Origin of the sequence: Micromonospora sp. NPDC050417 (genome assembly GCF_044458865.1) — a bacterium.
Classification (GTDB): domain Bacteria; phylum Actinomycetota; class Actinomycetes; order Mycobacteriales; family Micromonosporaceae; genus Micromonospora_G.
This window is the reverse complement of record NZ_JBITIH010000028.1, coordinates 15,224-36,873: the sequence shown is the minus strand read 5'-3', so window position 1 is coordinate 36,873 and position 21,650 is coordinate 15,224. Positions and strand designations below refer to the sequence as shown.

The 21,650-nt window shown below is 69.9% G+C and carries 10 protein-coding genes; 5 read left to right on the top strand and 5 right to left on the bottom strand.

What is annotated here, in order from left to right; translation table 11 throughout:
• Nucleotides 1-20: 20 nt before the first annotated feature.
• The 4 genes from ACIBF5_RS28500 to ACIBF5_RS28485 are packed head-to-tail and all read right to left on the bottom strand — an operon-like array spanning nt 21 to nt 4,066.
• Complete coding sequence (locus ACIBF5_RS28500) at nt 21-1,046, bottom strand: methyltransferase (protein ID WP_396815974.1); 1,026 nt, start codon at nt 1,044-1,046, stop codon at nt 21-23.
• On the bottom strand, nt 1,043-2,203 hold the full coding sequence (locus tag ACIBF5_RS28495; protein WP_396815973.1) for an aminotransferase class V-fold PLP-dependent enzyme: 1,161 nt from the start codon (nt 2,201-2,203) through the stop codon (nt 1,043-1,045). Before ACIBF5_RS28495 ends, ACIBF5_RS28500 begins: the two co-directional genes overlap by 4 nt.
• Nucleotides 2,200-3,423, bottom strand: a complete 1,224-nt coding sequence (locus ACIBF5_RS28490; RefSeq protein WP_396815972.1) for a hypothetical protein — start codon at nt 3,421-3,423, stop codon at nt 2,200-2,202. Before ACIBF5_RS28490 ends, ACIBF5_RS28495 begins: the two co-directional genes overlap by 4 nt.
• Complete coding sequence (locus ACIBF5_RS28485; RefSeq protein ID WP_396815971.1) at nt 3,416-4,066, bottom strand: tryptophan 2,3-dioxygenase family protein; 651 nt, start codon at nt 4,064-4,066, stop codon at nt 3,416-3,418. Before ACIBF5_RS28485 ends, ACIBF5_RS28490 begins: the two co-directional genes overlap by 8 nt.
• A 652-nt stretch (nt 4,067-4,718) precedes the next feature.
• Here ACIBF5_RS28485 and ACIBF5_RS28480 point away from each other — a divergent pair.
• Entirely contained in the window at nt 4,719-4,937 is a 219-nt protein-coding gene (locus ACIBF5_RS28480) for a hypothetical protein (protein ID WP_396815970.1), read from the top strand.
• Between the two features lie 72 nt (nt 4,938-5,009).
• Here ACIBF5_RS28480 and ACIBF5_RS28475 read toward each other — a convergent pair whose 3' ends face one another.
• Nucleotides 5,010-5,564: a dihydrofolate reductase family protein gene (locus tag ACIBF5_RS28475; RefSeq protein ID WP_396815969.1), complete on the bottom strand. Its 555-nt coding sequence runs from the start codon at nt 5,562-5,564 to the stop codon at nt 5,010-5,012.
• A 366-nt stretch (nt 5,565-5,930) separates the two neighbouring features.
• Between ACIBF5_RS28475 and ACIBF5_RS28470 the strand changes: the two genes are divergently transcribed.
• The 4 genes from ACIBF5_RS28470 to ACIBF5_RS28455 all read left to right on the top strand — a co-directional run bounded on the left by ACIBF5_RS28470 (nt 5,931) and on the right by ACIBF5_RS28455 (nt 21,561).
• Entirely contained in the window at nt 5,931-7,208 is a 1,278-nt protein-coding gene (locus tag ACIBF5_RS28470) for an MFS transporter (RefSeq protein ID WP_396815968.1), read from the top strand.
• 8 nt (nt 7,209-7,216) lie between these two features.
• Nucleotides 7,217-16,339: a MupA/Atu3671 family FMN-dependent luciferase-like monooxygenase gene (locus ACIBF5_RS28465; protein ID WP_396815967.1), complete on the top strand. Its 9,123-nt coding sequence runs from the start codon at nt 7,217-7,219 to the stop codon at nt 16,337-16,339.
• Nucleotides 16,336-17,901 carry a condensation domain-containing protein gene (locus ACIBF5_RS28460; RefSeq protein WP_396815966.1) on the top strand — a complete coding sequence of 522 codons (1,566 nt, stop codon included), beginning with the start codon at nt 16,336-16,338 and terminating at the stop codon, nt 17,899-17,901. Before ACIBF5_RS28465 ends, ACIBF5_RS28460 begins: the two co-directional genes overlap by 4 nt.
• A gap of 531 nt (nt 17,902-18,432) precedes the next feature.
• Nucleotides 18,433-21,561 carry an OmpL47-type beta-barrel domain-containing protein gene (locus ACIBF5_RS28455; RefSeq protein ID WP_396815965.1) on the top strand — a complete coding sequence of 1,043 codons (3,129 nt, stop codon included), beginning with the start codon at nt 18,433-18,435 and terminating at the stop codon, nt 21,559-21,561.
• The last annotated feature ends 89 nt before the right edge of the window (nt 21,562-21,650 follow it).

The following is a 21,650-nucleotide window of genomic DNA, read 5'->3' as shown; positions in this document are numbered from 1 at the left end:
CAGCCGAACACGGTTCGTGGTCAGCGGGGTTTGTAGGCGACGACGAGTTCCCAGCCCCCAGGCAGGACCTGGACGTTGTCGAAGCCGACCTCGGTGAGCAGAGCGGTGTAGAAGTCGACGTCGCGGAGCCGACTGACGCAGGTGTCGACGCCGATGAGGAAGTAGGACCAGAAGAACTGCATCGCCAGCCGGTCCGGGGTGCGGAACTCCTCACAGATGAGCAGCATCCCGCCCGGCGACAGGGCCTGGTACGCCTTCTCGACCAACATGCGGGAGACGGGGCTCGGCCAGTCGTGCAGCACCCGTACGAACGCCAGTGCGTCGTAGCCGGACGGCAGGGGTTCGGCGAGGAAGTCACCGGCGACGAAGCCCAGTCGTTCCGGGCTGGCGCACTGTCTGCGGGTCTCCTCGACCAGAGGAGCGACGGCCGGCAGGTTGTAGACGTCGGCCACCAGATCCGGGGCGTCGTCGAGGACGCGCGCCACGAGCGTGCCGGCACCGCCGCCGACGTCGAGCAGGCGGCGCCGACCCGGCCACAGCCGGCCTGCGTGCCGGTGGAAGGTCTCGATGACCGGTCCGAGCCCGACGGACATGCTCCGCTCGAACGCCGTGGTCTGTTCGTCGGTCTTCGGGGGCCAGGCGAAGTCGTCGTCGGTCATGCTCACGTCGCCACGGAGGCTCTCCGCCAACCGGCCGTGCAGCCGTTGCCACGGGTACCGGTCACGGTCGCGTTCGATCGAGCCCGGACCGATCGCGGCTGCCGCCGCGTCCCGGATCCCGGCAACGGCCCGGTAGCTGGCCTCGTCGATGTTGTCGCTCCGCTCGTGCCGCTCGACCAGCCCGAGACTCTCCAGACAGTCCAGGAACTTGTAGAGCCTCAGCGGCCGTAGCTCGAAGCGGTCGGCGAGTTCGCGGAGACTGACCGGACCGGACTCCAACGCGTCGAGGAGCCCCATGGTGAGCGCTGTCTCCACCACGTCGACAGCCTTGGCCCCGTTGAACAGCAGGCTCATGAGCGCGCGCGGGGAGAGTGGTGTGGTGGTCATCGCCGGTCCTTTCGGGACACTTGCTCAAGCGCGTCCATGAACTCGTCGATTTCGTCGAGGGTGTTGTAGATGTGTGGGCCGACGCGCAGGTAGCCGCGCCAGCTACAGATCATGTTCCGCTCGGCCAGTTGGCGCTTGACCGCCTCACCATCGGGCACGTCCAGGCACACCACGCCGCCACGCCGCTGCGGGTCCACCGGGCTGACCACAGGAATGCCGGCGGCTTCGGCCCGACGGACGATCCGGTCGGTGCATGCCAGCGAGTGCGCCCGGATGGCCTCGATGCCGACACCACCCAGCAGGTCCAGGCCGACCTGGGAGATGAGCGCGGTGAGCGGGAACGGTGTCCCGCCGGCGAACCGCTGCACGCCGGGAGCCCAGCCCGTCGACGGTTGGAACGTGAACGCCCGGTCGCCCGCCTGCCAGCCGGTCGCCGCGGGTTCGAGACCGGCGAGCAGGTCGGGTCGGACGTACAGGAATGCGGTCCCGACGCCGCACATCCACTTGTGCGCACCGCCGAGGACAAAGTCGACGCCGAGGGCGGTGACGTCGAGGGGCATGATCCCGACGGTCTGGAACGCGTCGACGACCACCAGAGCACCGACATCGTGCGCGTGTTTCACCAGGCGGGCCAGGTCGATGGTGGCGCCGGAGGAGTAACTGGCGTGTGGCACGCAGACCAGCAGCGTCCGTTCGTCGATCCGCTGCAGGAGTGCCTCCTCGTCGAAGCGTGGGCCGCCGGAGCTGACCACGTCGAGACGGGCACCGTATCGGCGGAACGCGTTCCAGATGAACGGGATGGTGGGGAACTCCAGGTCCGTCGTCACCACCCGGTTGCGGGGTTCCTGATAGTTGAAACAGGAAGCGACCCGGACCAGCAGCGTACTCAGGTTGGCGTCGGTTATCACGCTTCCCGGCGGGGCGCCGATGAATGCCGACAGTCCGTCGATGTATTTCTGGAGTCCGTCGTGCCAACCGTTCCAGGCGTCGTCGCGCCACGTACGCAGCGTTTCCCAGTAACGCGTCAGAACGTGCTCCGCGTCCTGCGGAACCGCGCCGGTCGAGTTGTTGTTCAGATAGATACAGTCCCGCAGCAGGGGAAACTGATCGCGGATTGTCGTATCCGTTGCGGAGTGAGGTCGTGGGGGCTCGTTCACCTGGGCTTGCCTCGCGTTGTCGTGGTGGTGAAAACCGGGATGGTGCGGGCCGCCGCCAGATATGGCGTGCCCTCGGTGTAACCGGTGCCCGAACGGGTGCCGAGCATCCGGACAGCGATCCGGTAATGGGTCTGGCGCCACTGCATGAGTGCGCTTGCGAACTCGCCCATCCGTGTGTCGAGCAGGCGGCGGTCAGCCTCCCCGAGGTGGCCGCTGTGGCAGGCCGCACGGTATGCCTGCTCAATCGACGACTGTCCGGCCAGCACCCGTTCGCGTACCTCGGGCACCGACTGGTAGGCGGAGGAGTCCAGACGCTCTTCCTCCGGCGAACGGCACAGCGACTCCACCAGCTTGTAGGACCGGGACTGGATGGCGCTGGCCCCCTCGGTGTAGACGCGGAACGCCCGGAACGACTCCTCCTGCAGGCTCGCCATCAGCGAGAACAGTGGCGCGGCGGCGTTCAGCAGATCCCGGGCGTACGCCAGGCAGTCGGCAGCCGGCTGCGGACGTCCGCTGTTCAGGGCACCGACCGCCGCCCGCAGTTCGCCGGCCAGCAGGGCGAAGGTGGACTCGTACGCCTGGAGCACCCGGATGAAGAGGTACTCGTCGTGCACCAGGTAGACGGGGAGCATGCTGATCCGCAGGTCGCGCCGCTGCGCGGCGTTCTGCTCGGCGACCACCGAGGCGTGCAGGGCAGCCGCTGTGGCCGCTGGCTCCGGATGGTCGACCACGGCGGGCTGGCCCAGACGGGCCAGTGCCGGTGCAGCCGCCCGGACCCCGAGTCGGTAGCGCTTGACCACCCGGGCCGGCTCGGGGCGTTGTTGCGGGAGTAGGTCGGTGGTCCGGGCCTCGGCTGCCAGTTCGAAGGCAAGGGCATCGGCGATCAGGTGCAGGAAGAGCTGGTCGTGTTCTTGTCGAAGGTCGATCCGTCGGTCGTCGGCACACTCCGTACGGGGCATCCGGAGCAGGTTCAGCGCCAGGTAGCTCTGGTAGTCGTATCGTCCGTCCCACTTGTCCAGCGCGACGTCGAGGAAGTTCCGCAGGAGCATCGTGGCCGCGTCGGGCGACGGGGCGACCGTGGTGCGGATCCGGTCGAGGAGCACCAGGAGGTCGCGAGCGACGAAGTGTTTGCCGGTCCGCTGGAACTCCGCCACGACCGCCGCGTACGGAAAGGCGCCGGAGTCCGACCCGGTCGACAGCCAGTGCGTGAGCTCACGCAACGGAACCCTCGCCGGCCGGGTGGACCGGGGCGAGGTCGGCGCGCGCCCGCCACAGCTCCGGGTAGAAGCGGTGGTCGATCAGTTTGGCGAGCCAGTTCGCGGGGCTGCCGGTGGTGCCGATGACACCGTGGCTGCCGACCCGGATGGCGAGCTTGTAGTGCCGAACCCGCCAGACCGAAACCCGGTCGTCCCACTCCACCATCGCCTCGGCTAGACGGTAGGCGGGATCGGATGGTTCCCCGGAGTAGAGCTTCACCAGGTCGAGGCCGCGCGCGGTGAGGAATCCGGCGAAGGACTGCCCGAGCTTGCGGCTCGCGGCCTGGGCCTGCCGCCAGCCCGGGGACTCCGCGCCCGATCCGTTGCCGAGTGCCGGTTGAAGCGCCTGGAAAACGGCCGGAGTCAGGTGTTCCAACATCTCCAGTTGATCGGTTACGAGCCGCACGGCGAGCGTCGCCCTCGTGAGCAGGAGATCGGCCTGCGCAGGTTCGCCCGCTTCGATCCGGGCGCTCGCTTCGGTCAGTTCGGCGACGGCGAGTTTGAGCCATAGTTCGGTGGACTGGTGCGCCACCTGAAATAGCAGCTCATCGCGGTGAACCACCTCCTCGGGGCGCCGTTGCAGGTCGAGCAGTGCATCCGTGCGCATGTATCGCGCATAGTCGGTGGCGCCCTCGCCGGAAAGCGTAGGTCCTTCGTTCTTTTGCTTCACGAGCGCATCCTTTCACCGGTTCGGGCGAGTCCGGCCCGGTCCGCATGAGATCATCGCGCGCACTGTCGGTGATGACAATAGGCAATACAAAAAACTATGGGCGATGTGTGTCCAATAGTCGGCTGATCTGTGACAGTCAATAGTCGTCAGATGAATAGAGGAGGTGAGGAAGATCTCTTTGTCGAATAATTGCAGGTCAGGCTTTGTTTCTGTGTGAGGCGGCATCCGGTGATCGCGACGGCCACCTTCGGTTCGATCACCCAAAAACCACCTGATCTACGCCATTCACAATAAGCGTATGCCTGGTCCGAGATTCCGTGCCTTGTCGGACACGACCGGCTCAATCGCGGGCGCGGCCGACGCGCTGACGCCCTCCGGGGAAGTCGCGCTCTCCGGCAACCCCGGCATGACCAACGCCGAGCTTCGGAACGCGATGACCAGTACGGCACTCGACCTCGCCCCGAAGGGCGTGGACGCCCGCTCCGGGCACGGCGTCGTCCGGACGGACCTGTTGCTGAAGGCCACGGAGCGCCCTCGCAGCCGTTGGTGCAGACCGGCACCCCGACCGTCACGCCGCTGAGCGGCGACGGTGACCAGTACCTGGAGGCGGGGGAGAAGGCGACAGGCCGGCGTCTCCGCCACGATCGACGTCTCCGGTGTCGGGTTCGTCGCCGGGATGACCTTCTCCATCGACGGTACGGAATGCTCGGTCGACGGCACCTGGCGTCTCTCCATGCTGGACACCGTCGGCGGCATGGGTGGAAGCCTCGGGGCGTTCTCGCTGCACTTCACGAAGTACGAGGCCTGACCCAGGGTTCGTGCCGACCGCACCGCCCGCGCCGCCCCGAGGTCACGCACCCCGGGGCGGCGCGGTCGCCGTCTACTGGCCCACCTTCGGTCGGTAGGAAGCGATGATCACTCCGCTCTTCATGACCTTGGTGTCGACCAACTCGAACGACGCCTTGACGTCCTTGAGCGGCGTGGTCACGCTGTCGCCACCTTCCAGGACCGGGTGGATCCAGAACCGGACCTCGTCGAGCAGGCCCGCCTGAAGCAGTTGGGTGGTGACCGAGCCGTAGCCGTACTGCAGGATGTTCCTGCCGTCCTGGGCCTTGAGCCTGGTGACCTCCTCGATCAGGTCGCCCCGCAGTACCTCGGTGTTCTTCCACGTGGGGTCGGTCAGGGTCGTCGAGGCCACGTACTTCTTGACGTTGTTGAAATAGGCCGCGCCGGTGCTCGGGTCGCTCTCGTCCCGGGTCGGCCAGGCGGCGGACATGCCGTCATACGTGGCCCGGCCCATCAGCAGCGCGTCGGCCCCGTCCGTCTGCGAGCCCGCGAAGGCACCCGCCTCGTCGTCGAAGTACGGCATCGTCCAGACGGGGTTCTCGATGACGCCGTCGAGGGTGATGTAGGTCGAGTTGATGAGCTTTCGCACGGTAGTCTCCTGGTTGTCGGTGGCGCTCCGTGTTGACCCCCAGAATCTTGCCGGATCAGGCTGACGATTCGCCTCAGGCGCCCTTACGCTGCCGGTTCCCCTGGTGATTCGGGGCGGCCACCACCCGAAACCTGATGAGGCTGCGGCCAGCCGACCGAATCAAGTGACTCTCCGAAGTGGACCTTGCTAAGATCCACACATTCCCATACCCTGGCTCGCGGAAGACAGCTATTGAATGCACGCCAATGGCGTTCGCCGCTTTTGGGGGCACAATTTGCCGTACAATTTTTCCCCTGCTGGTGGCGGCATGACGACTTGGGTCGAATGCGTGCCGTCGATAACCATTGACCCGTTCCTTGTCCGCCCGTGACGATCGCTGATCAGAGCGTCGGCCGTACGCGCGACGGAATGCGGCACTTCCAATTCCTGGTGGTCGGCAACGCCGTCTCGGCGTACGGCAGCTACCTGGACATGGTGGCGCTCAACCTGTTCGCGTACGCCCTCACCGGCAGTGCGTGGCAAACCGGGCTGATCATGGCGCTGCGCCTCGCCACGGGCTTCCTCACCGGATTCGGCGCCGGCACCCTCGTCTCCCGGTTCGACCGTAAACGAATCATGGTGACCTCCGACGTCACCCAGGCGCTCGCGCTCATCGTCCTGGTGCTCGCGCCGGCGGTGACCCAGGTCTGGCTGCTGTACCTCGTCGCCGTCGTCAGCGGTGCCGGCGCCACCCTCACCAACGTCGCCCTGCGCAGCAGCATCCCCGAGATCGTCGGCCAGGACCAGCGGGTACGCGCGAACGCACTGCTCGCCACCGGCCGCTCGATCGCGATGGTGGCCGGCTTCGCCTCGGCCGGCGTACTCATCGCCACACTCGGCTACTCGGGTGCCTTCCTCATCGACGCCGGGGCGTTCCTCTTCTCGGCCGTGAACCTGGCCCGGCTGCCGATCACCACTCGCGGCAGCGAGTCGGAGTCCGGACCGGGCAGCGAGTCGGAGTCCGGACCGGGCAGCGAGTCGCAGGTGCCGGGAGTGCTCGCGGCGCAGCTCACCGCCCTGCGCTACCTGCGCCTCACACCGATCCTGCTCGCCCTGATCAGCCTGCGCGCCATCGACGCGTTCGGGTCGGCCTCCCACAATGTCGGCCTGCCGGTGCTCTCCACCGCCCTCGACCCGGAGCACCCGGCCACGTTCGTGTCCCAGTTCTGGGCCACCTGGGCGATCGGCAACATCGTCGCCCAGCGAGCCGTCGCGCGATGGGCGACCCGTACCGGGCGGAGTGTCGGCGAGCGCGCGTTCGCGCTCGGTGCCGCGCTCATGTCGATCGCGTTCATCCTCACCTTCACCGCACCACCGATGCCGCTGGCGATCCTGGTCGCCGCCATGGCCGGCATCGCGGACGGTTTCACCGAGATCGCGTACACCACCCGGTTGCAGTCCGCCCCGGACGAGCAGCGTGGACACGTCTTCGGGTTCTCCGCCATGGCGGAGAACCTCGGCTTCGGCGTCGGCATGGTGGCCTGCTCGTTCCTGCTGGAGCGGTTCTCCCCGCTGACCGTGGTCACCACGTTCCACGGACTCGCGGTGCTGCTGGCCCTGGCGATGGTGGTCGCGCTCTCGCTCCGGCGCTGGTCGAGGAAGTGAGGGACAGGATGCACGGCACCCCTGGCGACCGGAGCGTCGAGGATCGGCGGATCGCGATCGTCGGCATGGCTTTCCGGTTTCCCGGCGCGAACACGCCGGAGGCGTACTGGCACAACATCCGCACCGGTGCCACCAGCGTACGGAGGTTCGGTCCGGAGGAGTTGGCCGCCGCCGGGGTGCCCGCCGAGGTGCGTGCGTCACCCGATTTCGTGGCGGTCAGCGGGGTGCTCGACGACATCGACTCCTTCGACGCGGAGTTCTTCGGGATGAGCCCGCAGGAGGCGCGCACCGTCGACCCGCAGCACCGGCTGTTCCTGGAGACCTGCTACCACGCGCTGGAGAACGGCGGCTACGCCGCGACACCGCCCGACGTACGGGTGGGGATCTTCGCGGGCGTCGGCTACCACCTGTACCCGCTCAACACGTACCTGCGCAACAACCTGCCCGAGGCGCGCTGGGAGGGTGACTTCGCGTCCGCGTTCCAGGTGGCGGTGGGGAACTTCAACGACTTCGCGGCAACCCGGGTCGCGTACCGTCTCGGGCTCACCGGCCCGGCGATCACCGTGCAGACCGGTTGCTCGACCTCCCTGGTCGCGGTGCACCTGGCCGGGCAGGCGCTGCTCGCGGGCGACGCCGACCTGGCCCTGGCCGGCGCGTCGGCGGTGCACACCCCGCAGATCCTCGGCTACCGCCACGTCAAGGGCACGATCCTGTCCCGCTCCGGTCGGTGCCGTGCGTTCGACGCGTCGTCCGACGGCACGGTCGGCGGCAACGGGGTCGCCGCGGTGCTGCTGAAACGGTACGACCGCGCGGTCGCCGACGGCGACACCATCCACGCGGTCATCCTGGGCAGTGGCGTCAACAACGACGGCGCCTCGAAGCAGAGCTACCTCGCGCCGAGCGCGACCGGGCAGCGCGGGGCCATCCTGCGTGCGCTCGACGTGGCCGGAGTCTCGGCCGAGACCATCGGTTACCTGGAAACCCACGGCACCGGCACCTACAAGGGTGACCCGATCGAGTTCGACGGCATGACCTCGGCCTACCGGGAACGCACCGCCCGCACCGGCTACTGCGCCATCGGGTCCGCCAAGCCCGCCCTCGGCCACCTCGACGCCTGCGCCGGCATGGCCGGCCTCATCAAGGCGGTGCTGGCACTGACACACGGGGAGGTCCCGCCACTGGTCGGCTTCGAACGGCCCAACCCGGCGCTGGACCTGGCCGCCAGTCCGTTCTTCATCCCCACCGAGGCGCAACCCTGGCCCGACCTGCCCGGCCCGCGTCGTGCCGGGGTGACCTCACTGGCCGTCGGCGGCACGAACGTGCACGTGATCCTCGAAGCGCCACCGCCGGTCCCGCCCGCCCGGCGGCGACCCGAGTCAGCCGAACCCGTGACGCTGCCGCTCTCCGCACACCACCCGGAGAGCCTGCGTACGCTCGCCGGCAGGTTCCGCGACCACCTGCGCGCCGACCCCGGGCTCGACCTGGACGACCTGGTCACCACCACCGCGATCGGTCGACCACCGCTGCGGCACCGGCTCGTCGTCACCGGCGCCACCCCGGCGGCGCTCGCGGACGCCCTGGACGAACACCTCGCCGGACCGGAACGACAGCGTGCGTACCGGGTGGCGACCGCCGAACCGGTGCCAGCCGGGGGAGTCACACCGGTTTTCGTGTACGGCGGACAGGGCACCCCGTACGGCGGCTTGGCGGGTCGGCTCTACCGGCGCTACCCGCAGTTCCGCGCGGTGCTCGACCGGTGCGAGGCCCATCAGCGCCAGACCGACGGGCCCTCGCTGCTCACGCCACTGCTCGGCGAAGCCGGGGGCGACAGGGGCGGCGGTTCCGTCGCCGATCCTGTCGACGGTGCGGCGGTCTGGGAGACCGACCTGGCGCAGCCGGCGCTGTTCGCGTTCCAGACCGCGCTGACCCGGCTGTGGCGGTCGTTCGGTGTCACGCCACACGTCGTCGCCGGTCACAGCGTCGGTGAGTACGCGGCCCTGGCCGCAGCCGGCGCACTGTCGATCGAGGACGGGCTGCGGCTCACCGGAGCACGCGGCCGGCTGATGCGTGAGTACGCCGCACCGGGTGCGATGGTCGCGGTCCTCGCCGCCCGGCCGGCGGTCGACGAACTGCTCGCCACCGATCGGCGGCTCGACCTCGCCGCGATCAACGCGGCCGAGAACCACGTCGTCGCGGGGCCGGTCGACGCGGTCGTGGCAGCCTGCTCACGGCTGGACGAACGCGGGCTGCGCTGGCACCGGCTCGCGGTGAACCGCGCGTTCCACTCGGCACTGCTGGACCCGGTCCTCGCGCCGTTACGCGAGGTGTGCGCCGCCATCCCGCTCGCACCCCTGCACACGCCGATGGTCAGCAGCGTCGACGGGGCCGTGCTGCCGGTCGGGCACCGGTTGGACCCGGCGTACCTGGTCCGGCAGGCGCGCGAACCGGTCCGGTTCGACCTGGTCACGGCCGCGCTCGCGGTGGCCGGCGACGGATCGGCCACGGCCCCGGTGCTGGAACTGAGCCCGCATCCGAGCCTGGTCGGGCTGCTCCGGCCGGCGCTGCCCAGATCGTCGGTGGTCGCCGCCCAGGACCGCGGCGGCGGGCTCGACCAGCACTTCGAGGCGGTCGCCCGGCTGCATGTCCACGGTGTCGCCGTGGACTGGGCCGCCGTGCTCAAACCCGGAGCCGGCCGCCGGGTGCCGCTGCCCGCCTATCCGTTCCAACGACGGGTCCACTGGACCGGACCGCCGCTGGCCCGAACCGACCCTGGAGGCGTGATGGTTGACGTTGACACCGGCCGCGACACCGGCACGGCCACGACCGGCGAGCCCGCCGCGACGGAACTGGAGCCGGTGGTCGCACGGGTACGGGAGATCAGCGCCCGGCACCTCGGCTGCGCCCCGGCCGACATCGATACCGAGCGCCCGTTCTTCCAGTTGGGTGCCGACTCGCTCACGATGATCAACGCGCTGCGGGAGTTCGAGGGCGAGTTCGGCGTACGGATCGCCATGCGTGAACTGTTCGAGCAGGCGGACACCCCACGCAAGCTCTCCCACCTGATCCTGTCCCGGCGTGGGGTCACCGCTGCGGTGGTCGTACCCGTCGCCCCGGTAACCGAGCCGCCGGTGGTCGAGGCGCCCGCCACCGTGGTCGTACCCGAACTGCCGGAACCGGCCACGGCGCTGCGGCCTCCGGCGGTCGCCGAACCGCACGGGCCGAGGGTGACCGTGGCCCACGACTCCGGTCAGGCCGGCTCGGTCTCCACCACCGGTCAGCGGGACCACCTCGACGACCTGCGACGCCAGTACGTGGCGAAGACCCGACGCTCGAAGGAGATCGCCCAGCACTACCGGGGTGTGTTGGCGGACAGCCGTGCCGTGGTCGGGTTCCGCACCGCGACCAAGGAGATGCTGTACCCGATCGCCGCCCAGCGCGCGAAGGGCGCGTGGCTGGAGGACGTGGACGGCAACCGGTATCTCGACATCACCATGGGCTTCGGGGTGCTGCTCTTCGGCCACGAGCCGGACGACGTCAGCGAGGCGGTACGCGAGCACCTGACCCGGGGCGTCCAGCTCGGCCCACGCAGCGTCGACACCGGCGAGGCGGCGGCTCTGCTCAGCGAGCTGACCGGCATGCAACGGGTGGCGTTCGCGAACTCGGGCACGGAGGCGAACTCTGCCGCGATCCGGCTGGCCCGGGCCGCCACCGGGCGCGACACGATCGTCATGTTCCACGGCTCCTACCACGGGCACGCCGACAACGTGCTCGGCCGCTCGCTCGGCACCGGCCTAGACCGGACCACCGTTCCGGTCTCCACCGGCATCCCCGCCAGCGCCGTCGCGGACCTGGTCGTCCTCGACTACGGGGCGCCAGAAAGCCTCGACGCGATCGAGGCGCTCGGCGGGCGACTGGCCGCCGTCATCGTCGAGCCGGTGCAGAGCCGTCACCCCACTCTCCAGCCGGCCCAGTTCCTGCACCGGCTGCGCGAGATCACCCGGCGGTACGGCATCGTGCTGATGTTCGACGAGATGCTCACCGGGTTCCGACCGCACCCGCGCGGCGCCCAGGGCCTGTTCGGTGTGACCCCCGACCTCGCCACGTACGGCAAGCTGCTCGGCGGCGGATTCCCGATCGGGGCGATCGCCGGCCGCGCCGACATCATGGACGGAGTCGACGGCGGCTTCTGGCGGTACGGCGACGACAGCCGGCCCGAGCGCGAGACGACCTTCTTCGGCGGCACCTACATCCAGCACCCGGTGTCGATGGTGGCCGCCCGTGCCGTGTTGACCCGCTTGAAAGCGCAGAGCCCGCAACTACAGCAGGCGCTGAACAGCCGGACCGACCGGCTCGTCGGCACCTTGAACGCGTTCTTCGAGGAGGAGGAGTATCCGGTCCGCCTCGGTCACTTCGGCTCGCAGTTCCGCTTCGAGCACCGGGCCGACCTCGAACTGCTCTACCACCACCTGCTACTCAAGGGTGTGTACGTCTGGGAGTGGCGCAACTTCTTCCTCTCCACCGAACACACCGACGACGACGTCGACACACTGGTCGACGCGGTCCAGCGCTCGCTGCGGGAGATGCGTGCCGCCGGGTTCCTCGCCCGGCCACACCTCACCGCCGTACCCGCCCCCATCCCGCCTCCCACCACCGTCCCCGTCCCCGTCCCTGCCACCGTCCCGCCTCCCGCCGCTGGCGCGGTGCCCGCGGTGTTAGGAAGGGGCCCTTCCTCTACCGAATCCGATAACAAGGGGCCCTTCCTTCCCCGGGGGGCGCCGGAGTTCAGCGTGTACTTCTTCGGGGACTATCCGGGGAACGGGGAGGGCGTCGACCCGTACGAGTCGATCGTCGACACGGCCCGGTACGCGGACCAGCACGGATTCCACGCGCTCTGGATACCCGAGCGGCACTTCCACTCGTTCGGCGGAGTGTTTCCCAACCCGGTGGTGCTCGCCGCCGCGCTGGCCCGCGAGACGAGTCGTGTCCGGCTGCACGCCGGGTCGGTGGTCCTGCCGCTGCACGACCCGATCAGGGTCGCCGAGGAGTGGTCCATGGTGGACCGGCTCTCCGGCGGACGGGTCGGCATCGGTTGCGCTCCGGGCTGGCACGCGGGCGACTTCGTGCTCGCCCCGGAGAACTTCGGCACGCACCGCGAGGTGATGTACGACCACCTCGACCAGGTACGGCGCCTCTGGCGGGGGGAGCCGGTACGGCGCACTTCCGGCAACGGCGACACCATCGAGGTACGCACCCTGCCCCGCCCCGTACAGGCGGTGCCACCGATGTTCGTGGCGGTCGTCGGCAACCCGGAGTCGTACCAGCGCGCGGCCGAGCACGACCTCGGCGTCGTCACGAACCTGATGAGCCAGTCGGTGGAGCAGTTGGCCGACAACATCGTGCGGTACCGCAAGACCCGGGCGGCGCACGGACTCGACCCGCAGGGCGGGCGGGTGGTCGTACTCGTGCACACCTACCTTGGCGAGGACGCGCGGCGCGCCCGGTCCGAGGCGTTCGCGCCGCTGCGGACGTACATGCGCTCCTCGCTGTCGCTGTTCGGGCAGATGACCAACAGCCTCGGTTTCCAGGTCGACCTCGACGGCGCCCGCGAGGAGGACCTGGATTATGTGTTCCAGCGCGCCTATGACCGGTACTGCGAGTCCCGTGCGCTGATCGGCTCGCCCGAGGAGGGCGCCAGGCTGATCGACGCGCTCGCGGCGGCGGGGGTCGACGAGGTGGCCGCATTGGTCGACTTCGGGGTACGCCCCGAGCAGTTGCGCGCCGGCCTGCCACAGCTCGACCGCCTGCGCGCCCGCTACCACGAAGCCGCTCCCGTCCCGGCCACGCCGGCCGGTTCGGTACCGGCTGCGCCGGCCGTGGGGGTGGCGCTCCCGGACCGGTCCGGGCCGTTGTCGCACGGGCAGGCGCGGATGTGGTTCCTCGAACGGCTGAACCCGGGCCAGGGCGCGTACAACGAACCGACCGCCGTACGCCTCGACGGGCGGTTGGACCTGCGGGCGCTGCGTACCGCGCTCGAACGGCTGGTGGCGCGCCACGCCGCGCTGCGTACGGTGTTCCGGGAGCGGGACGGCGAGCCGGTGCAGACCGTACTGGGCCGGGGCACGGTGGACTTCGCGGTCGAGGAGCACTTCGGCCAGGACGAGGACGCGGTCGTACGGGTGGCGCTGGCCGCCGAGATCCGGCGCCCCTTCGACCTGGCCACCGGCCCGCTGTTCGTCAGCCGGCTGCTCCGCTGGTCGGACGAGCGGCACGTGCTGGTCCTCTCGTTCCACCACATCGTGGTCGACGCGACCTCCGCGACCGTGCTGGCCCGGGACCTGTCGGCGTTGTACCGGGCGGAGCTGACCGGGCAACCGGCCGACCTGCCCGACGTGCCCCGGGACTGTTTGGACCTGGCCCGGGAAGAGATGGCCCGTGGCAACGGTGCGCACCACGACGCCGGCCTGGACTACTGGCGTGCGCGGCTGACCGGCGACCTGCCGGTGCTGGACCTGCCGACCGACCGCCCGCGCCCGACCGTGCAGACCGGCAACGGCGCGTCGGTGCGGCGCCGGCTCGACCCGGAGCTCTCCGAGCGGCTGCGCCGCCTCGGCGGTGAGCACCGGGCCACGCTGTTCATGACCATGCTGGCCGGGTACGCCGCGACGCTGCGGCGGTTCACCCGTACCGACGACCTGGTCGTGGGTACGCCGGTGTCGAACCGGCCGGCCGGCGCGGAGCAGGTGGTCGGGTTCTTCCTCAACACGGTCGCGCTGCGACTGGACCTGGCCGGCGACCCTACCTTCGCGGAGCTGCTCGGCCGGGTGCGCGACACCGCACTGGACGCGTACGACCATGCGGACGTCCCGCTCGACGCGGTCGTCCGCGCGGTCCAGCCGGTACGGGACACCGGTCGGAACCCGATCTTCCAGACGATGATCGAGTTCGAGAACGACGACGCGTTCCCGTTCGACCTGCCCGGGGTGGACGCGCACACGCTCGATCACCGGGGCGAGCGCGCCCTGGCCGACCTCAGTTTCTACGTGACGAACCACCCGGACGGAATCTCCTGCCGGCTGGAGTACCACACCGACCTGTTCGACGGCAGCAGCATCGAGCGGCTGTTGTCGTACCTGGTGGCGATCCTCTCGGCAGCCGTCCTCCAGCCCCGTACGCCGATCTCGGCACTGGTCGGGATTCTTCCCGAGGACCGGGACACGTTGGCGCGTTGGGGCACCGGCCGTCGCCGTGAACCGCCGCAGGGCTGCCTCCACGATGCCGTACGGCGCTGGGCGGTCGAGACGCCGCAGAGTGTGGCGCTGATCGGCGGCGGCAGCGTGTTGACGTACCGGCAACTCGACGATCGGGCCCAGGTGCTCGCGGACCGGTTGGCCCAACGCGGTGTCGGCGCGGGCGAGATCGTGGCGCTGTGGTTGCCCCGGTCACCGGAGTTCGTCGTCGCCACGCTGGCGGTGCTGCGTACCGGTGCGGCGTACATGCCGCTGGATCCGCTGCTCAATGCCAGGCAGGTTCGTTTCATGATCTCCGACAGCGGTGCCCGGGTGGTGCTGACCACGGAGGGCAACGCACCGACAGACCTGCCCGAGGGGGTCCGCCCGCTCCACGTCGACGTGGAGGTCGACGAGACAATGGTCGGTGGCACCCTGACCCGGGTGGCGGACGACCCGGACGCTGCCTGCTACGTCATCTACACCTCCGGTTCGACCGGCACACCGAAGGGTGCGGTGATCACCCATCGCAGTGTGCTGAACCTTTCCCGGTGGTATCACGACACGTTGGAGCTGACCAGCGCGGACCGCAGCGCCGCCGTCTGCGGGCAGAGTTTCGACGCCTCCATGCTGGAGATATGGCCGACCTTCATCGCCGGTGGCAGCCTCGCCATCGCCGACGACGCGGTGCGCCTGGACTCGATGGCGCTCGCCCGCTGGATGCGTGTCTCCGGGGTGACCGTGGCGATGCTGCCCACGCCGATCGGCGAAGGGCTGCTCTCGCTGCCCGTCGCGGCCCAGCCACGACTGCGCCACCTGGCCGTCGGCGGCCAGCAGCTCCGGGTACGCCCACGGCCCGAGCTGCCGTACGTCGTCCACAACGTGTACGGGCCGACCGAGACGACGGTGGTCGTGGTGGTGGACGTGGTGGCCGACGCGTCGAGTGCGCCGGACGGTCCGATCCCGATCGGCCGACCGTTGGACAACATCCACGTCGAGGTACGCGACCAGCACGGCAACCTGGCACCGCTGGGCGCCGTGGGGGAGCTGTTCATCGGTGGTGCCGGGGTGGGGCGCGGATACCTGAACCGCCCGGAGTTGACCGAGGACCGGTTCGTGGACGATCCGGGCGGCGGGCCGGGCGCCTGCTTCTACCGCAGCGGTGACCTGGTCCGGTGGACCCCCGACGGGGTGCTGGTCTTCCTCGGCCGCGCCGACGACCAGGTCAAGATCCGGGGCAACCGGGTCGAGCCGGGGGAGTCGTCGGCGGTTCTGCGTGGGCTGGACCTGGTCGCCGACGGGATCGTGGTGGCCCGCCGGGACCACAACGGGGACGCGTACCTCGCCGGATTTGTGGTGCCCGCGTCGGGCGTACCGCACGAGGGGATCGCCGAGCGGCTCGTGGCGGCGATGTCCGACAAGCTTCCCGACGTGCTGGTGCCTCGGGCATGGGCGGTCCTGCCGGTGCTGCCGCAGACCGGCAACAACAAGTTCGACCAGGCCAACCTGCCCGAGCCGACGATCCGGACCGCCGTGCCCAGCCCTGTCCTGCCCAGCCCTGTCCGGCCCGCACAGGCGCTCCCGCTCCCGCCCCCGACCCAAGCTCCTGCTCCTGCTCCGGTGCCTCCGGCCGACGACATCGACAGAACGGTACGTGCGCTCTGGGCAGCCGAACTCGACCATGAACCGGAGACGATCGAAGAGAGTTCCTCCTTCTTCGCCCTCGGCGGTCACTCGATCAACGCCCTGCGCCTGCTCAACCGGATACACGAGGCGACCGGCGTCGAGTATCCGGCGCTGGACTTCTTCCGCGCGCCGACCGTCGCCGCCATGGTCGGGCGGCTGCGTGAGCACGCCACCGGGGTCGTGAACAGCCACACCGGGCGGGTACGGGGCGCGCTGTGACCTTCGAGGAGTTGCTGGAGTACGTCGCCGTCCGCGACGTACGGCTCACCGGTGTCGACGGCACACTGCGCTACGACGCCCCGGCCGACGCGGCGACCCCGGAGCTGGTGGCGGCGCTGCGTTCGTACAAGGGTGAACTGTTGCGGTGGCTCGCCGTCCCGGCCGGCGAGCGTGAGGTGACGCGGGCACCGCTGTCGGCCCAACAGAACCGGATGATGGAGAACGTCGAGCGGACCGGGAACTCCAGCGGCTGGAATGTCGGACTGCGACTGGAACTGGTCGGCGAGCTGGACGTCGCCGCGTTGGACGCCGCGGTCGACGGGCTGCTTGCCCGGCACCACGCGCTGCGGGCCCGGCTGGCACCCGACGACGACATCTGGACCCAGCGGATCCTCGCCCACCAACGGGTTCCGCTGCCCGTCATCGACCTCACCACACTCGCCCCCGACCAGGCACGCCGGCGGGCCGAGCAGGCGTGCCGGGCGGTGGTGGAACCGGCGTTCGGACTGGCGGACGAGGCGCCGGTGCGGTACGCGCTGATCCGTCTCGACCCGGGCGAGTCCTGGCTGGTCCTGGTCGTGCACCACATCGCCTGTGATGGCTGGGCGATCTCGGTGCTGCTCCGTGACCTGGCCGCCGGTTACCGCAGCGCGCACGCCGGGGGTACGGCCGACTTCGGCCCGCCCGCGGCGCAGTGCACCGGCTACGCCCACTGGCAGCGGGAGCAGTGGGACGAGTCGACCCGACGCCGGCGGCTCGCCCACTGGGCGGAGCACCTCGGTGAGGGGCCTCTCACCCTGGACCTGGCGTTCGACGGTCCCGCCCCGGACCGGCCCACCGGGCGCGCCGCCACCCACCGGTTCGAGATCCCCGACGAGGTACGGCGCGCGACGGAGGCGTTCGCACAGGCGCGGGGCGCCACCGTTGGCGCGGTGACGGCCGCCGCGATGGCACTCCTGCTCGCCCGGATCAGTGGGCAGCCCGACGTCACGCTCTCGGTGCCCCACGCGAACCGCTCACCCCGGGCGTACGAGGAGGCGGTCACGGTGATGACGACGGCGCTTCCGCTGCGGGTCCGTACGACCGCTGCGGCGACGTTCGCCGCACTCGTCGACCAGACCGCGGCCAGCCTCTTCGCCGGGATCGACAACCTGTTGCCGACCGCCTGGATCTACGGGCAGTTTCTGGGGCCGGCGGGCGGGGGGATGCCGTCCGGTGTGATGGTGAGCTTCGCGTTCCAGAACACCCTGGACATGCGGCTGGACCTGCCGGGCCTGGCCGTTCGGGTGCACGACGTGCCGACCGACGCGGAGCGGGGTGCGCTGATGTTCGGTCTGGTGCCCGGACGGGACCGGCTCGACGGCTACCTGGAGTACCCGTTGGACCGGCTCACCGACGAGACCGCGCGCCGCTGGACGGCCCGGTACGTCGACCTGCTCGCCGATGCCTGCCGGCATCCCGACCGTCCTCTCGGCGACGCCTGTCCGCATCCCGATGGTCCTCTCCGTGACGCCGCGCGTCCCGACCGGACGGGTCGGGATCCTGTGTGGAACGTGGCGTGAACCGGGGCGGTGCCGCGACCTTTTGTCGGGTGGCCGAGGGTCCGTCGCGACCTTTTGTCGCTGCGGATAAAAGTGAGGCTCTTCCTGTCGAAAGTTGTAGACACGTCGATGTTAAGTCCGTTAGGGTCGGGCAACATCAAATTGTTTCGTCGAGGTAACCGGCGGCGCGGTTAGCTCACCGACCGAGGGCCACAGCTCGGCCGGGGAAAGTGGCGTTTCCCCAGGTCAGCGGTGCCGGCAGGTCGAACCGGCGCGTCGGCGCGCGCCACGCCCGCAGCCACGTCGACCCTCTACACCTTTTGATGCCCGGTCGGCCCGTGTCCGGCCACCAACCCCCACCCATCGTCCCTGTCTGTCCCAGACCTCAGGTCTGTCTGTCCACAGTGCTCTGCCGGGTGGCGACGCCAGTCGGTTCCAGCAGCGTGGGTCGGGCGTACCTGTGGTCCGCTGCCATGTCATCCATCGATCCTCGCGAACGCCGCTGCGGGAACGTCGGAAGTTCAAGGAAGACTCGCGAAAGGTATGCTCGACATGCCATCTTTCCCTGTACGACGCGGTTCACCGCGTCGTTTGCGACTACTCACCCGGCTCGCCACGAGCCGGCCAAGCCGGCCGTTGACGGTGCTCGCGGCAGCGGCCCTCATGTTGGTCAGCTCCACTCTGGCCGCGGTTCCGGTGAACGCGCGCCCGGTGGACAACAGCACCGGCAGCGCCTCCTCGGCAGGACAACTCCAGGCCCAGGTGCTCACCTGGACGGCAGGCAACGACTTCCAGACCTACCGTTCCGTCCCCACCACCGCCGTCGCCGGGCCGACCACCCTCGTCTTCGAGAACAGCGCCGCGACCGGCAACACCACCGGCATGCAGCACACGCTGACGTTCGACACCGGTAACCCCGCGTACAACCGCGATGTCGACGTGAACATCCTGGCTGACCCGTTCGACGCCAACCAGGGCCGGTGGACCGTCGACGTGGTGCTCACGCCCGGCACCTACCGCTACTTCTGCGCGATCCCCGGGCACGGAGCGATGACCGGTCTGCTCGTCGTCAGCGGCGGTGGCCAGGACACCACCCCGCCGACGGTGACGGCGCAGGTGTCCGGCGAGCGCAACGGCGATGGCGCGTACGTGGGTGCCGCGACGGTCACCCTGTCGGCCAGCGACACCGGGTCGGGCGTCGGCCGGGTGGAGTACTCGCTCGACGGCGGTCCGTACGGAACGTACTCGGCCCCGGTCACCGTCAACGCCCCCGGCGAGCACACGGTGAACTACCGGGCCACCGACGTGGCGGGTAACACCTCGCCCGTCCAGTCCGTGAACTTCCGCGTGGCGCAGCCGGCGCCCCAGGACACCACCCCGCCGACGGTGACCGCCGCGGTGACCGGTGACCGGGACGGCAACGGTGCCTACGTCGGCATGGCGACCGTGACGGTCTCCGCCACCGACACCGGCTCCGGCGTCGCGCGGGTCGAGTACGCGCTCGACGGTCAGGCGTACGCGGCGTACACCGCACCCGTCATGGTCCACACCACGGGCCAGCACACGGTCAGCTACCGGGCCACCGACGTGGCGGGCAACACCTCCGCTCCGCAGTCGGTCGCCTTTCAGGTCGTCGCCGTTCCGAACCCGGACACCACCGCGCCGACGGTGACCGCCGCGGTGACCGGTGACCGGGACGAGAACGGCGCCTACATCGACGACGCCACCGTCACCCTCACCGCCACCGACGCCGACTCCGGTGTCGACCGGGTGGAGTTCTCCCTCGACGGGCAGGCGTACGCCGCGTACACCGCACCGGTCCTGGTGAACCAGCCGGGCCAGCACACGGTCAGCTACCGGGCCACCGACCGGGCGGGTAACACCTCGACCCCGCGGTCGGTCGCCTTCCAGGTGGTGGCGACTCCGGCTCCGGACACCACCCCGCCGACGGTGACCGCCGGTGTGACCGGCGACCGCAACGGCAACGGCGCCTATGTCGGTGCGGCGACGGTCACCATCTCCGCCACCGACACCGGCTCCGGCGTGGACCGGGTGGAGTTCTCCGTCGACGGGCAGGCGTACGCCGCGTACACCGCACCGGTGACGGTGAACGCCGTCGGCCAGCACACGGTCAGCTACCGGGCCACCGACCGGGCGGGTAACACCTCGACCCCGCAGTCGGTCGCCTTCCAGGTTGTCGCCGTTCCGGACCCGGACACCACCGCCCCGACGGTGACCGCGGCCGTGACCGGTAACCGCGACGGCAACGGTGCCTACATCGGCGCCGCCACGGTGACCCTCACCGCCACCGACGCCGGATCGGGCGTCGCCCGGGTCGAGTTCTCGCTCGACGGACGGCCGTACGCGGAGTACACCGCCCCGGTGACGGTCAACCAGAACGGCCAGCACACCGTTTCGTACCGGGCCACCGACGTCGCCGGCAACACCTCGACCTCGCAGTCGGTCGCGTTCACCGTTGCCGCACCCGCCAACTCCGACACCACCGCACCCACGGTGAACGCGGCGATCACCGGGCAGCAGAACGGGAGCTGGGCGTACGTCGGCAGCGCCACCGTCATGCTGACCGCGACCGACGCCGGTTCCGGTGTCCTACGGGTCGAGTACGCCCTCGACGGCCACGGTTACGTGCTCTACACCGGGCCGCTCACGGTGAACACCCCCGGGTCGCACACGTTCAGCTACCGGGCCACCGACCGGGCGGGCAACATCTCGGGCACCGCCTCGGCCACCTTCACGGTCGTGGAGAGCGTGCCGGTGAAGCCGACCTGCAAGGTGACCGACACCCGGCCGACGGTCTGGATCGGTACGTTGAACAGCGGTGTGGCGAACCGGGTGGTCGAGGCTGGTTGCTCGATCAACGACCTGATCGAGGACGAGCGGACCTGGCCGAACCACACCGAGTTCGTGCAGCACGTCCGGGCGGTCGCCGAGCGCCTGCTGCTCAAGGCTGTGATCCGCCAGCGTGAGCACGGCGACCTGGTGCGCACCGCGAGCGATTCGGGTGTCGGCAAGGCCGACGACAAGCAGGGCTACCAGGTGCTGCTGGACCGCTCGGGTGCCTCGTTCGGCCTGTGGGAGCAGGTCGGCGCGGGCGGCTTCACCCGTAACTCCGACGGTTCGATCACCAGCCGTTCGGTTGACGGTCTCGGGATGCTCTGGTTCCCCGTCCGCGAGTACGGCGACTTCTCGCTGAAGCTCCAGTGGCGGGACGACGCTCCCGGTGACGGGCGCGCCAACAGCGGCGTCTTCGTTCGTTCGCCGCAGGTGCACCAGCACCCGGACGAGTCCCGTCCGGAGTGGGTGGCGATCAAGTACGGCCACGAGTTGCAGATCTACGACGGCCCCGCGGGTGACCAGTACAAGAGCGGATCGGTGTACGGCTTCGACCGGGTCGATCTCGACGGTGCGCAGGTCACTCCGAAGGGCACCTGGAACGACTACGAGATCCGCGTCGTCGGCCAGCACTACTCCGTGTTCCGCAACGGTGAGCTGATCAACGAGTACGTCAACGCGCCCGAGGCCGTCTTCGACCCGCCCCGCGCCGACGATCCCGGTGGCGCCGGACGGCAGAACGCGACCGGCTACATCGGTCTGCAGAACCACAGCGCCGCTGACCGGATCAGTTTCCGCAACATCAGGATCGCCCCGCTCACGCCGTGACGCCGGCACGGCGCGTCGTCTGACCCCTTCCACCCGCGGTGAGCGCGGTTGGCCGAGCGATTGGATACGACATTGGGCAAGTCAACGAT